16 protein-coding genes and 1 pseudogene are annotated in these 15,255 nt (G+C 59.7%); 4 read left to right on the forward strand and 13 right to left on the reverse strand.

What is annotated here, in order from left to right; genetic code table 11:
• Positions 1 to 11: 11 nt before the first annotated feature.
• Positions 12 to 878 (reverse strand): hypothetical protein, encoded by an 867-nt coding sequence (locus V9L18_RS16005; protein ID WP_337348156.1) that lies wholly within the window; start codon positions 876 to 878, stop codon positions 12 to 14.
• Positions 862 to 2,628 carry an FAD-dependent oxidoreductase gene (locus V9L18_RS16010; protein WP_337348157.1) on the reverse strand — a complete coding sequence of 589 codons (1,767 nt, stop codon included), beginning with the start codon at positions 2,626 to 2,628 and terminating at the stop codon, positions 862 to 864. Before V9L18_RS16010 ends, V9L18_RS16005 begins: the two co-directional genes overlap by 17 nt.
• 181 nt (positions 2,629 to 2,809) lie before the next feature.
• Between V9L18_RS16010 and V9L18_RS16015 the strand changes: the two genes are divergently transcribed.
• The 4 genes from V9L18_RS16015 (at position 2,810) to V9L18_RS16030 (ending at position 5,277) form a co-directional block, all read left to right on the forward strand.
• Complete coding sequence (locus tag V9L18_RS16015) at positions 2,810 to 3,172, forward strand: UBP-type zinc finger domain-containing protein (RefSeq protein WP_337348158.1); 363 nt, start codon at positions 2,810 to 2,812, stop codon at positions 3,170 to 3,172.
• Positions 3,173 to 3,238: 66 nt separating this feature from the next.
• Complete coding sequence (locus V9L18_RS16020; protein WP_337348159.1) at positions 3,239 to 3,931, forward strand: MSMEG_4193 family putative phosphomutase; 693 nt, start codon at positions 3,239 to 3,241, stop codon at positions 3,929 to 3,931.
• A 24-nt stretch (positions 3,932 to 3,955) separates the two neighbouring features.
• Positions 3,956 to 4,510 (forward strand): DUF3090 domain-containing protein, encoded by a 555-nt coding sequence (locus V9L18_RS16025; RefSeq protein ID WP_337348160.1) that lies wholly within the window; start codon positions 3,956 to 3,958, stop codon positions 4,508 to 4,510.
• Entirely contained in the window at positions 4,510 to 5,277 is a 768-nt protein-coding gene (locus V9L18_RS16030; RefSeq protein ID WP_337348161.1) for an SCO1664 family protein, read from the forward strand. Before V9L18_RS16025 ends, V9L18_RS16030 begins: the two co-directional genes overlap by 1 nt.
• 518 nt (positions 5,278 to 5,795) lie before the next feature.
• On the opposite strand, the gene V9L18_RS16035 is transcribed toward V9L18_RS16030, so the two are convergent.
• From V9L18_RS16035 to nrdF, 11 genes and pseudogenes are all read right to left on the reverse strand, one after another.
• Positions 5,796 to 6,623, reverse strand: a complete 828-nt coding sequence (locus tag V9L18_RS16035; RefSeq protein WP_337348162.1) for a hypothetical protein — start codon at positions 6,621 to 6,623, stop codon at positions 5,796 to 5,798.
• Positions 6,624 to 6,910: 287 nt separating this feature from the next.
• Entirely contained in the window at positions 6,911 to 7,813 is a 903-nt protein-coding gene (locus V9L18_RS16040; RefSeq protein ID WP_337348163.1) for a hypothetical protein, read from the reverse strand.
• 169 nt (positions 7,814 to 7,982) lie between these two features.
• Positions 7,983 to 8,414 (reverse strand): hypothetical protein, encoded by a 432-nt coding sequence (locus V9L18_RS16045; protein ID WP_337348164.1) that lies wholly within the window; start codon positions 8,412 to 8,414, stop codon positions 7,983 to 7,985.
• Positions 8,407 to 9,402, reverse strand: a complete 996-nt coding sequence (locus tag V9L18_RS16050; protein ID WP_337348165.1) for a hypothetical protein — start codon at positions 9,400 to 9,402, stop codon at positions 8,407 to 8,409. The genes V9L18_RS16045 and V9L18_RS16050 overlap by 8 nt, the downstream gene beginning before the upstream one ends.
• 782 nt (positions 9,403 to 10,184) lie before the next feature.
• Positions 10,185 to 10,931 (reverse strand): PGN_0703 family putative restriction endonuclease, encoded by a 747-nt coding sequence (locus V9L18_RS16055; RefSeq protein ID WP_337348166.1) that lies wholly within the window; start codon positions 10,929 to 10,931, stop codon positions 10,185 to 10,187.
• Positions 10,921 to 11,193 (reverse strand): annotated as a pseudogene (locus tag V9L18_RS22085) (hypothetical protein); the annotation flags it as partial. The pseudogene V9L18_RS22085 and the gene V9L18_RS16055, both read right to left, overlap by 11 nt.
• Positions 11,147 to 11,284 carry a hypothetical protein gene (locus V9L18_RS16060; RefSeq protein WP_337348167.1) on the reverse strand — a complete coding sequence of 46 codons (138 nt, stop codon included), beginning with the start codon at positions 11,282 to 11,284 and terminating at the stop codon, positions 11,147 to 11,149. The pseudogene V9L18_RS22085 and the gene V9L18_RS16060, both read right to left, overlap by 47 nt.
• Before the next feature lie 791 nt (positions 11,285 to 12,075).
• On the reverse strand, positions 12,076 to 12,513 hold the full coding sequence (locus tag V9L18_RS16065; protein ID WP_337348168.1) for an HIT family protein: 438 nt from the start codon (positions 12,511 to 12,513) through the stop codon (positions 12,076 to 12,078).
• The gene (locus V9L18_RS16070) at positions 12,513 to 13,274 is read right to left on the reverse strand and encodes a macro domain-containing protein (RefSeq protein ID WP_337348169.1); all 762 of its coding nucleotides are present in this window, start codon (positions 13,272 to 13,274) and stop codon (positions 12,513 to 12,515) included. The genes V9L18_RS16065 and V9L18_RS16070 overlap by 1 nt, the downstream gene beginning before the upstream one ends.
• A gap of 95 nt (positions 13,275 to 13,369) precedes the next feature.
• On the reverse strand, positions 13,370 to 13,876 hold the full coding sequence (locus V9L18_RS16075) for a TIR domain-containing protein (protein WP_337348170.1): 507 nt from the start codon (positions 13,874 to 13,876) through the stop codon (positions 13,370 to 13,372).
• A gap of 378 nt (positions 13,877 to 14,254) precedes the next feature.
• On the reverse strand, positions 14,255 to 15,229 hold the full coding sequence (gene nrdF / locus V9L18_RS16080; RefSeq protein ID WP_066291871.1) for a class 1b ribonucleoside-diphosphate reductase subunit beta: 975 nt from the start codon (positions 15,227 to 15,229) through the stop codon (positions 14,255 to 14,257).
• Between the last annotated feature and the right edge of the window lie 26 nt (positions 15,230 to 15,255).

Here is a 15,255-nt window from a genome sequence, read left to right on the forward strand (position 1 = left end):
ACTCGATAAGCTCACGTAATGCCGGCCCGGGCTACCGGCGAACGGGACAGTGCGAGTGCCCATCCGCCGGCCACTCCAATTGCAAGCAGAACGGTCAGGAAGCCGGTAGCCTGCGCGCTCGCCCATGTCAGGGCCCCGCCGTACCGCAGCAGGGCAATCGCCTGCAGAATGACGAAGGCAACGGAGGTCAGGGCCACGGGCCGGACGGTGTGGAGGTCGCCGCTCTTTTGGCCCTGGGCGGCGGCCCACCCAAGACCGATCAGCCACGCCCCGATCGCCCTCGCGGTGAGCTCGGACAGTGGCCACGGCCACCACGTCGCGGCAGGAATGGGTACTGCCAGGAGCGCCACGCCGTACAACAGCAGTACGCCGGCAATTCCCACCAGGAGCACCCGGAGTGCAGGCGGTAGCACTGGCCGTCCCGCCGTTATGGACTTCGGGATAGGACGGCGGGACCGGACCTGTCTCCAGCTGATGACGACCATTGCCACGGGCACCATGGCGTAGATTGCCAGCCACGCCCACGTGGCTATCTGGGCAGTGGGAGCAGCGTCTGGTGACAAGTGGAATCGATCAAGATGAAGCAGCGTGACTCCGAGGGTCAATGTGGTGAAGACGAACACGGGCCAGACTGCCAGCCTCGCTGACTCCCAACTTGCTGAGCGGGCGCCGGTTACCTCAAGGCCGGCGGCCGACCAGTATGCCGCACCGAGGAAGACCGCGGTCATGGGCGGATTAACTGTCCACGCGAAGAATTCATCAGTCTGCAGAGTAAACACGAACAGCACGAGCCCGGCAAGAAACACGAGGAACGCAGCGACGTAGAGCAGCCACCGCATCGGCGGAATCAGCGGTGTGACCTCACTTGAAGCGGACATCACCGGGCAGTTCCTCTCGCGAGGCCGCCTCACCAGGGGCGGGGGGCGGGACAGGCAGGGGGTTCTCCGCCAAGTAGGTGTGAAGCATCGAGACCACTGTGGCGCCGTCCCCGACGGCGGTCGCCACTCTTTTGATCGAACCGGCCCGGACGTCACCGATTGCGAAAATGCCGGGCATGCTGGTTTCCAACGCCAATGGCTGCCTGTCCGGCCTGACGGAACCGGCGTCCCTGTTTTCCCGGCTGACGCCCGTGCGCAGAAAACCGGCCGGGTCACGCTCTACGGTGTCGGGCAGCCACGAGGTCCGCGGCACCGAACCGATAAGCACGAACAAGCCACCCGCCTCGATCTCCTCGCTCGGGGTTGCGTCGGGAGCTCCGGGTGCGGCAACCTCGACGGCGGCAAGGAATCCATCCCGATCGCGGGCCCCCACGATCACACTGCCATAGCGGATCGCAACGTTCCGGGTGGCCTCAAGTTGGGAGATGAGGTAGTCCGACATACTGACCGAAAGAGTGGGTCCTCGCACCAGGAGCGTCACGTGCTTAGCGTACTTCGCAAGGTGCAGAACCGCCTGGCCGGCCGAGTTGCCCCCACCTACGACGCAGACGTGCTTTCCGGCCATCGACGGCGCCTCGGAGACTGTGGCCCCGTAGAAGACGCCTCTGCCGACCAGATCCTCCAGCTGAGGCAGGCCGAGGCGACGGTAGTCCACGCCGGTAGCTACCACCACTGAGCGGCACCGTACGACACTGCCATCGGAAATCGACACGGCGTAGCATGCTCCGTCTACGCCAATCCCCTCCACCTTCCGCAGGAACAGAAAATCCGTGCCCAAAGTCCAGGCCTGGTGAAATGAGCGGTAGGCCAGGTGGGCGCCGCTCACACCGCGGGAGAAACCAGGGTAGTTGCGGATCAACGAACTCGTGCCGGCCTGGCCTCCCACAGCCTCGCCCTCCACCACCATGGTGGAGAGGCCCTCGGACGAGGCATACACGGCGGTCGCGAGACCGGAAGGGCCAGCTCCCACGACCACCACATCGAAGATCTTGTTCGCTGGTGGCGGCCGTGTCACCCCCATCGCTTCGGCGATCTCCAGGTCGCTGGGGTTCTCGAGGACAATTGGTGGGACGGTGAACTCCAGCACCATGACCGGCAGCATGGGGTCGCGCAGGTCCACGCTCTCCAGCGTCCGTTTCGCCGTCTCTGACCCGGCAGGGTGGAAAACCACCGGGATGTGGTTTCGACTCAAGGAGTCGCGCAACGTATGAGTTCGTTCGTCGCCTACCTCCCCGATCAGCCGGACCGCCTCAAACCCGACCCCCTGGGCCAGGTGCCAGTCGTCGAGGGCGTCGGTAATCGCCCCATGGAATTCTTCGTCGCGCAATCGTTCGGGACGTATGATCACCAATTCGGCGTATCCCTGCGCGATCGCCCGGAATACAGTGGGAGCGCTGGCGAAGTCACCCCATATCACCACAACGCCACGCTTGGCGGCCGGGTGATAGCCATAGGCACGGCGCAGGAATTCCAGTCCACCGCGGTCAGCCGGTCCGTAGCACCCGAGTATAAGGGCGACCTGGCGATTCCAGCGCCGGAGCCCCTCCAGCACCGCCCTCCCGTGGGCGTAGTCGGCGCACGTCACCACCTCGTAGTCGGCGCCGTACCGTCGACGTAACTCATCTCCAAGAATGCGCCGAGAGGTCGGGTCTGTGGTGGCAATCAGCATGATCGGAACCGAGGGATCCATGGCCGCCGTCTTTCCGGTTCAATGGTTCGGTGGCGCTCACGATACTCGCGCCATGACATTGGGGACAAGGGCCTTTGTTCCCCCGATTCCGCCATTCCGAGGGCGCTGGGATTCTGCCAGAATAGCTCCCGACGATGGGCAAGCTGGATGCAGAACCCAAGCGATGAAAATAGAGGACCCCATGGAGGATCGCCCAATTCCGAGAATCAACCTCGCCGCCACACCCAGCGGAACAGGGTGCCAGGAGTGCCTTAGCGGTGACGGCCCGGGGTGGTGGCTGCATCTTCGCCGCTGCGCTCAATGCGGCCACATCGGATGCTGTGATTCATCACCCTCACAGCATGCCAGTGCCCACGCGCGCACCGCTGGTCACCCCGTCGTGAGGTCCTTCGAACCTGAGGAGGACTGGTTCTACGAGCACACCACGAAGAAGTTCTTCCGCGGCCCGCGGCTTCCGGATCCTCAGTCCAAACCAGCGGACCAGCCAGCACCTGCGCCGGCAGACAAGGTACCGGCGGACTGGCGGGAGCGCCTGCACCGGTAACCCCTGACTAGGCATCAAACGTGCTGTCGCCAAGGTTCGGCGAAGGATGCTGGCTAGGCTGGGTGGATGGCAACAGTTATCCTCGTGCGGCATGGCCGCACCACGGCCAATGCCGCTGGCCTGCTGGCGGGTCGGGCGGCCGGCGTCAGTTTGGACCAGCTCGGGCACGAACAGGCAGCCTTGACCGGAGACCGGCTCGCGGCCGTGCCCGTAGTTGGGGTGGTATCGAGCCCCCTCGAGCGTTGTCAGCAGACCGCCCAGCTCATCCTTGATCGCCAAGCTGGCACTCCGTACGCGCCGTTGGAACCCGATCTGACCGAGTGTGATTACGGCCAGTGGCAGGGCCGCACGCTCAGTGATCTCGCAACCGAAGATCTGTGGTCAGCTGTGCAATCGCAGCCGTCCTCCGTCATCTTTCCCGGCGGTGAATCCATGGCCGCAATGCAGGCACGGGCGGTAGCAGCAATTCGACGCCACGATGCGGCCTTCGAAGCAGAGTACGGGCCAGGAGCCGTATGGGTGGCGGTGAGTCACGGTGACGTCATCAAATCAATTGTCGCGGACGCGCTCGGCATGCACCTCGACCTGTTCCAGCGAATTAACGTGGGCCCTGCCTCCGTATCGATCGTCCACTATGGTGCTGTTCGGCCGACCGTCTATGCGACGAACACCGACGCCGGCGATCTGTCCTGGCTGTCGAAGGGCATCAACTCTGGCGATGCGCAGGTGGGCGGCGGCGCAGGGCAGAAGTCGCAGTAAACCTCATGTGCCTAAAATACTGTCATGCCCACACTTGTTCACGAGTTTGCCTGGCCTGACCGGGTTGTCATCGGCACCATCGGCGTTCCGGGGGCGCGCACGTTCTACCTGCAGGTTCGCTCAGGTAAGCAAATCGTGAGCATCGCACTGGAGAAGCAGCAGTCGGCTCAGCTCGCCGAGAAGATTGACGAAATCCTCGATCAGCTCATCACCCTCGAATCCAACCCCTTCAGCGTTCCCAAAGGAACTCCCATCGAGCTCGTCGACAATGACCAACTCGAGGCGGTCACCGAGCAATTTCGAACCGGAGCCATGACCTTAGGCTGGGACCCGACGACCGCGCAGGTGGTTATAGAGGCATACCCAATCACCGAAGTCGATGCTGATGACCCCGTCGAATCACTTGCGGAGAACGGCGCTGATGTGCCCGAAATGTTGCTGGTGCGGATGCCGGTTGGCACCGCCCGGGCATTCGCCAAGCGGACCCGGGAGGTGGTGGGCGCCGGGCGCCCGGCATGCCCGCTCTGCGGTTATCCCGTGGACCCCGACGGGCACGTCTGCACCTTGCCCGAGGTCTGATGCCGGCGTCCGACCTGCTGACTGACGAACTGCTCCTCATTGGGCGCATCACGGCGGCGTCGAACGCCACCTTCCTGGGCAGCATCGGCGACACCACGGTCGTTTATAAGCCGATAGCCGGGGAGAAACCGCTGTGGGATTTTCCCGATGGCTTCCTTGCCCACCGGGAGGTCGCCGCCTACCTGGTTTCTGAGGTCCTCGGCTGGAATGTTGTGCCACGCACATGGCTGCGGGACGGTCCATTAGGCAGAGGAATGGTGCAGCTGTGGCAGGAGTCAGACCCGGACCAGAACGCAGTGGAACTCATTGCGGCGGACGACGTACCGGAGACCGGGTGGAAACAAGTCCTTGAGGGTCAGGATGAGTACGGACGGATGGTCGCCCTCGTCCACGAGGACTCTCCGGCGCTCAGACGCATGGCGGTGTTCGACGCCGTCGTGAACAACGCCGACCGCAAAGGCAATCACGTGCTGGCCATGAAGGACGGACACCGGCACGGCGTGGACCATGGGCTCACTTTCCACCGTGACCACAAGCTGCGGACAGTGCTGTGGGGGTGGCTGGGCGACGCTCTGACCGTCGAGGAACTTGAGGGCATCGACCGTGTCACCGAAGGACTGGACGGGGGGCTGGGCCGAAACCTGGCGGACTTGCTCAGCGCCGAGGAAATCGCTTCGCTCACTGCACGCTGCACACGGTTGCGCTTGGCGGGTCGGTTCCCGGCTCCAAGGGGTGAGATGCCCGCGGTGCCTTGGCCGCTGTTCTAGGCATGTTTATGTACACGAATGCCCCGCACGCTTGGCGTATGTGAGATTCCGATCTACTTGACCCGCTCCTTACAGTTGACCACACTATTTCCGCGGCTTTTTTCTAGGCCCAGGGATGCCGGTGTTCCACCGTTGTTGACCTTTTTTCCATGGCAGGAAGGTCGCACAGACGCCACCACCGGCGGCACTCCGCTGGCGATGCGCCCCAGCGACCGAACGAACATGATCGGCGTGCGGTTGGGCCCTGAGCGGCGCTTGGGCCCAACAGTCAGCGCCCCGCCCGCGCCGCGGGTACAGCAGGGTAACCTGCGGAGCCGGCTGTGCGAAGCTTCCGTCACTATTGCAACTCCAAGATCAGCCGTGGCCTTCCTGCGCGCTGTCATGCACATCGTGCATGCGGGTTTGGATACCAGCGATTTTCAGTTCAGCCGGACCTTTCAGATGTAGCCCGCAAATGTTGCAGGTGAATTCTGTCAATGCGAAGGGCAAGTTCCGTGATCGTGCGCCGTCCGACTGTTCTACCTCAACGCCCCAGTCATCTGAGGATCCGTAGGCCCAGCCCTTATAACCACATCGGGGCATGTGCTTTGCTCAGCATATTCTCCCCCGGCCGGAGTCCAGTCCTGCCTGGCTCTAAGAAGTTCCTCCACATAGATGTCAGGCAAGTTGCCCCAGCTTGAATGGAAGCGGTCGCGTGCGGCGTTCACTTTTGCGTGGTAGTTCCATTCCCATTCCGTCAGCTCATCGCTGAGGATCTTCGCAGCGATTCGGCCGGCTTCATGGGTTCCCCACCGCATGTCAGGATTAATCTCGTTCCGCTCACGTACGTGCTCGCTGAATCGCACCATGGGTTTCATGGCTGCCTTCAATGCGGATCGTTCCACAAGCCCCAGGTGAGCCGCAGCATTTCTGACCTCTAGGACCGAACTGGTGTCCTGGGGCGTCCAAAGGGGCCCGATACCCAGCGCTGTTACGCGAGTAATGCAGGCACCTGCTTCCAGCGATTTCACCTTTCCTATATCCAGAGCCGGCCCGGCCCGGCTGGCAACGCCGACGTACTTCTGGATGGTGTCCGCTCCCACATTTGTTGCCGGTAGGAGCAGCAAAGGCGACAGGGAAGCGAGCAGCGATTTGGCCAGCAGCTCGACGGCGGCACCAATGCTGTATCCGGCCTCCAGCAATTCGAAACCATCGTCATGTGTGAACAACTTCAGCGCCCGCCTAGCATGCCAGCTTCCGACGTCACGGAGGTGCGAGCCGAGCTCAGCATGGTCATGAACTTTGTCGCCAAATGGCCAGCCGGTGTTTGGCGAAGATCCGCTGCGCCCAAGATCAGGATCCGTCATTTATACAGCGTACGGCTGCTCGCGGTTCTGCCGCTGTGACCGGGCCCCTATCCGTGTCACGGGAAGAAGCCATCGGAATCTGAAACGGCCCTTGAGCAGGCGCCACCAAAAGTTCCGCGCCATGTGGCAAGTCTGCCCGCGCCTTGGGGCGTCGAGTGGTATCTTAGGAGCAGGATTTCTGCCTATGAGGCCGCGAGTTCGAGACTCGGAAATCTACTGAACGGTGAGGTCTGGGTCCGAGTCCCACGTCAACCTTGGTTGGTAGCTTAATTGGCAGAGCGCCCGTCTTACTTCTTGTTGTGGATGGAACGCTCCCGGGAAACGGCTTCTTCAAGTTCAAATCTCGACAGGTTGAGGGCGTAATAATAAGTTCTCGAGAACCCGAGCAAGCCTCTGACACGGGTGTCGTCATGGCCGTATACTCGCGGCGACTGTTCCTTGAAATCTAGGACAGCCACATCTGCCCATACGGAACTCGCTAAACGCTTCGCTACAGCCGCACAAGCGAGACGAGCCAACTTTGTACTCCCTGCCAACACGGCAATAACATCCTGAACGTCAAGGGCGAGTTCTTCTTTGTTCTCGCCAGGGGCCAAAGGCTTACCCGCCCACTCCGACCAAAGTTTGGAACCGGATTTTAATCCGTTTCTTAGTTCAGAATTTAAGTTTCCACCTGATACTGCTCCAGCATGAACAATGCGGTTTCGCACTCGTCGGGCGACTTCCATAAACGTCAACAAGTCATCCGGGAGATCGGCTCCCGTCAACAGCTTCAGGTTAGTATGGGTCTCACTAAAGTCCTCTTTGCCGAGCGTTTCGTTCGTCAGTTCGCGGTCTTTCGATGACAACCAGTTCGCTTGGCTCTGACCCTGTGCAACCCACAATCGTTGAAGACTCTTGATAGCTTCGTGATGCATCGCTAGTACGTGCGGGATGGCCATGTAGGCGAAGTGCCGCTCACTCGCTTCAATCACCTGCTGAATCTTATGGAGCGGGAGGTTTAGGCGCCCGATGTCCCGGGTAAGCGGAAACAACGTGGAAGCAAGTTCATTCGAGTACTGCTGATTCTCGAGGCGGCCCAGTGCTAAGTGCCTCGAAACATGAAGAGCCATGATGGCATCGTTCATCTTCGCCCTGTTGGACTCGTAATCGCGGAAGCCCTTGAAGAGGACAGCATTCAGCTTCGACATTTATCCTCATTCCGGAGCAGCCAGAAAGTCCTGGCCAACTCAGTCAAATCCATAGTGCTTCCACCTTACAGAGCGCTTAGAGCACCAGAATCAAAACCACGCCACCTGTATCCGGACAAGATTTGCGAAGCATTCCTCCTTGAGAGGGACTCCTACACCAACGCAACGTCTAGAACTCGAAGGTGGTGCGCGGGTCGGCCATGGCCCGCTGCAGTTCGCCGATGTTGCCGATGTCTGCCAGTGGCGATGTTCTGGCAACTTCGACTATGCCCCCGAGGACTGCCTGCATGGCTGGCACGTCGCCGGACGCAACCGCCACGTCAAGACTCTCGAAGAGTCGTTTATGCGTCTCGTGGCGCTCCTCGTAGGTCCGGTCCAGGTAGTACCGAAGGGCCTTCTCGGATGCTTTGATCCTCGCGACCTCGGTCTCCCGATATGTCTTGAGCTTCTCGCGTTTCGTGCTCTCCGTCTCGTGGATCTGGATCGCCTCGCGCAAAAATCCCACGATCTCGTTGAACGCGCCGAGCGCATCAGCGGAGCTGACCCGGTCCACCGCCGGAGGCAGCACTTTGCCCTCGTGTACGCGTTTCTGATCAGTCATCCGTGGCCTCCGTGGTTGTATCGCGGTATCTAAACGTGAGTTGTTCGGTAGGCCCATCGAGGCTGTCGTCCTCGCCAACGGCTGGCACGCTGATGATTTGTCCCACCGCCGTGACGAGTGTAAAGGCGACAAGGAGCCGCTTGGCGTGAAGCTCGCTGGTAGAGTCGAACGGCTCGGACTCGAGAACGTCAAGCGCCTCCGTCGCCTGGGACACCAGATGACTGAGGACCCCGTCCTGCTCCCGCGCCCACTCCTGCACCCCGCGGTGGAGCTCGTCCTGCACATCGAGCTGCGCTATCGCTACGTCGACATTTTTTCGGTGCTCCTCAGCCTGACTTAGTGCTTTGGTTCCATGGATCTTCACCGTGACACCGGCGCCGAGGAGACCTACACCCGCACCTGCGACGTTGAGCATGAGCCCGCCCAATTCCATGCCGCCACCGCCTGAACCGTAGCTTCCGCCGCCGAAGAAAGCCAGTATGGCCCGCTCCGCCGCGGCCCCGTTGAGCGTTTTGATTCGGGTCCCGGTACTGGCGTGCGCAAACTCTTTCGCCGCGGCAAGCAGGGCAACCCGTGTTGCGGCACCGGCGGCGACAGAGCCGCCGACGCTACCTACCCATCCCACGACATCAGGGTAGAGCGTGGGCCTTTCCAGGACGTGAGCGTTCGATCCGTCGACTCCGTCGAGGAAAGGGCGCTCTTTCGTTCGAACCCGCATACCCTGCCTCACGAGGAAGTCTTCCATCCGGAAGATGACATCGCGCTCAGCCCGTACCTGCGTCTGTCCAAAGGCCTGCAGCGCTGCGTCAGTGCGGTCGGCGTGGGCGAGGTGAAGGACCTTACGCTTCTCGAAGCGCGCCGTGTGCAGCCCGATCTGCTTTGCAGCATCCCGGATCTGCACGCCGCCCCGGGCGCCGAAAAAGAGGCCGGCGCTACCAGTGAGAGAGCTCGTTATGACGATCGCGAGCGGGACAATCGGTAGAACCACAGCGGGCACCTCCAGGACGGGACTGCGAAGGGATCGCAGGCTCTGTGATCGTACAACAAGCTAATGCCATCGCTACGTCGCCGCCACACTCATCCGGCTACGCACGAGCGTGATCAACACGCTAACGGTCGACGCCATCCCCGGCGCTACCAACAATTCATCCAAGTCCCTCTGACCTTGAGCTGTATAAGAAATCGGGCCGGAAACGGCGGGTCGAATCGGGGCGGACTTGTTTACAGCATCAACAGGGGAAAACAGTGCTGCCAGAATACAGGCGGCACTTCGGCTGCTGCGGGAGCATCGGCATGGCATCCGCAACGTCGACGGAGACAATGCAGCAGGACGAACCAAGTCTCTTCGACAGCCCCGGCCTGACTCCGCAACGGGTCTCATGCGAAGAGGCCCTCATCACCGATCAGCAGTCGCGATCGCCCGCCGTGCCTTCGACGAGACCGGTATCACTTCCATGAACGAAACGGACGCCAGCAACTATTCAGACCTGCACCGTTCGCCGCATTGCCAAAATCCGCGAGCCCTGTGTCCGTGATGTCCGCCGGGTGCTGATGCGCATCGAAGGCTGGAAGAACTAGGGGGCCCCGGCACCGGGCCGTCGTGCGAGAATCGCGAGAAAAATACTTGGATCGGCAAGCTCTGATCGACCAGCTGTGTAGCGGCCAGGCTGGTAGAACCCGATCCGGAATGGGGGGCCTACAACCCTAATGAGAACGATGTTCGCTTCTCTTTAGGCGGATCAGAAGCCAGCCCGGCGTCTGCATCAACGCTTACCTCTTATTACCGCATTCCTGCAGGAATTCCTGCCAAAGTGATTCGCTGACGCTTTCACTGGCATAGCGCACGCGCAACTCGTCGCAAATCTTGAGCGCAGCCACGTCTGGGGCCGTGGAAGCCATTACCGAAACGAAGTCACTGAGTTGGAAGCCAGCCAAGCTACGAGGATTGGCCAATCTCTCTCCGTATTCATCGAGAATTGAGGTGGCAGCGAGATCTGCGGCGTGGTGCACGACGACCAAGGAACATTCGTATTTTGATCCTTGGCTCTGTTGCCGAGCGTACGCCATACCCAGAGCGTGACACCGCACCAACTGATTCATAGTTGTCGAGTTGAGCACACCCTCTGCATCGGTCCATTGCGAAGCTGACTCGCCCAACTCGATGTATCGCTCGTTCCGGTGTATCGCGATTTTGCGACTATTCATTCGGTCCGTGTACTTGACTTCCATGACGACGGCAAGAAGCCCCGCTTCTGTCTCGAACTCAATCAGGGTATCGACCCTCGTCCTGTCGCCAAGCAGTGCCGCGGGACTTGCCGGCGCATACTCGATGGCACAAGCACGAACCGTTAGCAGGTCATCACGATGCAGAAGCTTAGAGAAGCAGGCAAGCAGCCACGTCGGATTGGCTTTCAACGAGGCTAACAGGTTGATCGTCAGCGTCTGACTCGAGGTCAGGTACTGCAAGCAACGAACTGGATCGACACCCTTCCTTGCGACGAGCCAAATACTCAACATGTGCCAGGTTCCCCACAAAATTTCGGCCCTCTTTGGCCTCTCTTTCTGGCAACACACTGCCGAGAGGTTTTGGCGAGCGGCTTTCCAAAATCCGATAGCTCTCAATGCCCATGATGTTTAGGCGCAGCCATGACTGGTGGAAACGAACACGGCGGGCAATTCCTCCTTCTCCCGGCAGCAAGGGACCCAAGCCCCGCTCCATGAGCCAAGTCTCTTCACCGCTGCCTTGCTTCAAGGAAGTCGCCCAAGGGATGCTGCTCATGGGCCCCGAAGCTGAGCGAAAGTACGGCGGCGTCCACTACCGAGACCTGATGGCGGTGTTCACAGCGGACCCGCAGGTAGTAATTCTTCACGGCCGGGAGGAAATCGGCTCTGTTGATCCAATGGTGTTACAGCGCAAAGTTGAAGGGCCTCGGCTGCTTACACTCGGAGGACGGGGTTGGCAGGTGAACTATGTGGATTGGAAACGCCGCCGCGCCTACGTCGAACCATCGGCAAGTGCGGCGGACTCCAAATGGTCTAGCATGGCGCAGCCAGAATCACATGCCCTCTGCGATGCAACCCGGCGGGGTGCTGCTCGGAGCCACTCCGGCCGGCGTGCTGCTATCCAAAAGAGCCGTGACCAAGTTAGGCGAACTGCGGGAGGAATATGCATGGCGCGTATCGCCTGATTCAACTGTCATACTCCGCGACGCGAATGGGAGGCTTCGTTGGTGGACCTGGGCCGGAGCGGGAGCCAACGCCGTCCTGGTTGCTGGCCTGCTAGAGGTGGCGCCCGAGTTGCTGGATGAGTCGAGGGCCTTCAATAACTGGCAGATCGGACTGCGTGGCGACACACGCTCCTGCTCTGGCTGAGGCCAAACGGCAGATCGGGCTACTGCTGGAAGACGAGCCGCCGAGTTTGCTTCCACAGGTTGACGACAGAGCTCTCAGAACGCTGAAGTTTGCCGAACTGCTCCCCTCTTCACTGGCCGTGAGCACTCTCGCCGAGCGAATCAGCGACCGCGCAGCTGCCTCGGCGATTTCCAACAAACCGCTGCCTTCGCCATCGGGGGCCAAATCTCTGTGACGAAGGACGGTACATTAATACTCTGAAAGAGTCCGACGGATCTGATTCACTGAGGACCACCCCGACGGACTCACTTCAGACGCCTCCTCTCAGCATCTCTGCGATGTGGTCGGTTTCTGTCACCGACAGCTCGGGAACCTCGCCCCACTCGGTGCCGCCTCCGTTCCGTGTTCCCGCCACGTGAAAGTGAACGTGAGGAATATCTTGATGCGCTGGTATGCCGTTGTTTTGCCATACAGCTATTCCGGGGCGCCCGAAGTTCTTATCAATCGCCTTGGCTGCGTCCACAACGCCGACCATTAGTGCGGCAGATTCTTCCGGTGTGACGTCCAAGATCGTCGGGCAGTGGCGTTTGGTTACCACCAGAACGTGTGGCGTCCCCCGCTGTTCTCGCGTGACCAGCGTTGCAATAAGCGGGCCCGTCGAGAGGACGGTGAACGGCCGACGGCCACTCAAGTAGTCGCAGAAAGCGCAGGTATCACGTTCAGGCACCTCGAGATTGGATACCGTCACTAGGACATCCGCAGAGACTTAAGAAACGCCTGTATCTCAAGCATGTCTATATCGGGCGCATCTTGCGGTCGAACAACAATGTTCAATCTGTCGCAGACTTTTTCTTTTCGGGAGGCTAATACGAACGACATCGCAATGAAACGTATCGAATCCTGTGCAGGCAACTGCTGAGAGATTCGCGCCTGCCCGCCTCCGATTACAGGGATGGAAACCTCGGCACCATTCCCGTGGATCCGTACTTGATCCCACAGATTTTCGAGGGCAGACCATAGGCCCCCAACGGTAGTACGGGCTTCGTTATGTTCATTCATCTGCGTATAGGCGAAGCAGAAGTAACATGAAGGGCCCACACGAATGCGAGCGACAGTTCCCCAAGGGTAAACGTCCGTTTTACCCGGCTTTTGGATCTCATCTATGGGCAAAACCCCAACCAGCGCCGAGGCAAGCTCTGCGTCTAGCTTGGCTACGTCGCCTCGGAATACGCGAGTTAGAAGCTGTCCCTGAACACTGTTTGTTTGAATGATGTCCGGGATTGCCGTGTCAAACGTGGATGCCATTCCTACGACGATGTTCTCAGGTTGGTCAAATAGATCACCTTCGACTATTCGGACTTCTGTATTGGGCGTCGTGAATTTCTGTTCAATAGGCCGAGGCCAGGCTCGGAGAACACCCCAGGCAAACGCCACGGCCACAATTCCAACCGGACCGACCGCTCCCAGCTTGTCAAAAACATCTTTGAAGAAAATATCAAGAAGTCCCACTATGGCTGCCAATAGACCAAAGCAGGCCAAGGAGTTCACAGAGAGTGTTCGCCAGAATCGACCTGTTCGAATATCGCGTGCAATGCCCCGGCTGCTCACAGTCCCAGCCCCGCATAGACAGACGACCTATAGTAGTGCGGACCTGACTTGTTGCCGGCCGCGTATTCGGCAACATACCCGTCTAGAGCATGGCGGATAATCCCCGGCTGGAAGGAAACGGAAACTGTAAAGTACTGCGCACTCAGCAAGGGCTGGGGAATGAAGTGCTTCTCAATGTTCCGACTGCCGTTCAAATTCGCCACAACAATGGGAATATTGAGCTCCATCGCTGTTGCAACTTCATAAGCTAGAAACGACCGGCCGTCGCCCTTCCTCTTCGCGTGATCGCTCCCAAGCAATACAACTTGCTTCGTGTTGTTCAGCCTTTCACGCAGGCGCCGCCGGATAGTAGCCGGAAGGCTCGCATCCAAGGCAGTGACCAAGTCGTGGGCGTCGAAGAAATCAAAATCAATGTGCTGGTTATCTCGCCAAGCTTCCATCAATCTGTATGACCTGATGTCTTCACTGGCAAACGCAACGTAAGTCTTGTTCCGATAACTCATTACTTAGTCCCCCCAAGGTTCGCGCACTCTTGGCGCAGTTCTGCGCCCAGAACGGGCATTATTACCAACATTGATGCAGTAGATCTAACGCAGGGCATTGTTTGCTCAGGAGTAAGACCACGTAGCTCCGGACCTCGGAACAGACAGAGTTCAAATTCGCTTCGTCGGTCGCTCTGCAGATTGCAAACTAACTTCAGCCCTGACAAGCCGTCCACAAGGCGACTTCCCACCCCGAACGTCAGCCGCGCCAGACAGGATAGTTGGCACCGTGCCATATTCCATGACTCAGCGCCAACTATCCTGTCAGTTGCGCCAACTAACTCGTCAACTCACATTGGCGTACGGGGCATTACAAGGCTGAGGGGACCTTGTTGTGTGCTAGAAGTCCCAGTCCTCGTCTTCGGTGTTGACGGCCTTGCCGATCACGTAGGAGGAACCAGACCCCGAGAAGAAGTCGTGGTTCTCGTCGGCATTCGGGGACAGGGCCGAGAGGATTGCCGGGTTCACGTCGGTGACGGAAGCCGGGAACATGGCCTCGTAGCCCAGGTTCATCAGCGCCTTGTTGGCGTTGTAATGCAGGAACTTCTTGACGTCCTCGGCCAGGCCCACACCGTCGTAGAGGTCGTGCGTGTACTGGACTTCGTTTTCGTACAGCTCGAAGAGCAGCTCAAACGTGTAGTCCTTGATTTCCTGCTTGCGCTCCTCGGAGAGACCTTCAAGGCCCTTCTGGAACTTGTAGCCGATGTAGTAGCCGTGCACGGCCTCATCGCGGATGATCAGGCGGATCAGGTCAGCCGTGTTCGTCAGCTTGGCACGTGAAGACCAGTACATGGGCAGGTAGAAGCCCGAATAGAACAGGAAGCTTTCCAGCAACGTGGACGCTACCTTGCGCTTCAGGGGGTCATCGCCCTGGTAGTAGTCCATGACGATCTGAGCCTTCTTCTGAAGGTTCTCGTTCTCGGTGGACCAGCGGAATGCCTCGTCGATCTCCTTGGTGGAGGCCAGCGTGGAGAAGATGGAGGAGTAGCTCTTGGCGTGTACCGACTCCATGAAGGCGATGTTCGTGTACACAGCTTCTTCATGCGGGGTGAGCGCATCCGGGATCAGGGAGACGGCGCCGACTGTGCCCTGGATGGTGTCCAGCAGCGTCAGGCCAGTGAAAACGCGCATGGTGAGCTGCTGCTCAGCCGGCGTCAGCGTATTCCAGGACTGGACGTCGTTGGACAGCGGCACCTTCTCGGGCAGCCAGAAGTTGTTAACGAGGCGGTTCCAGACATCCACGTCCTTGTCGTCCTGGATGCGGTTCCAGTTGATTGCCTCGACATGCGTCAGCAGCTTGACCTTCTCGGTCATGTCATCCCCTAAACGTTGGGTTGTTC

This window comes from Pseudarthrobacter sp. CCNWLW217, from assembly GCF_037203985.1.
Classification (GTDB): Bacteria; Actinomycetota; Actinomycetes; order Actinomycetales; family Micrococcaceae; genus Arthrobacter.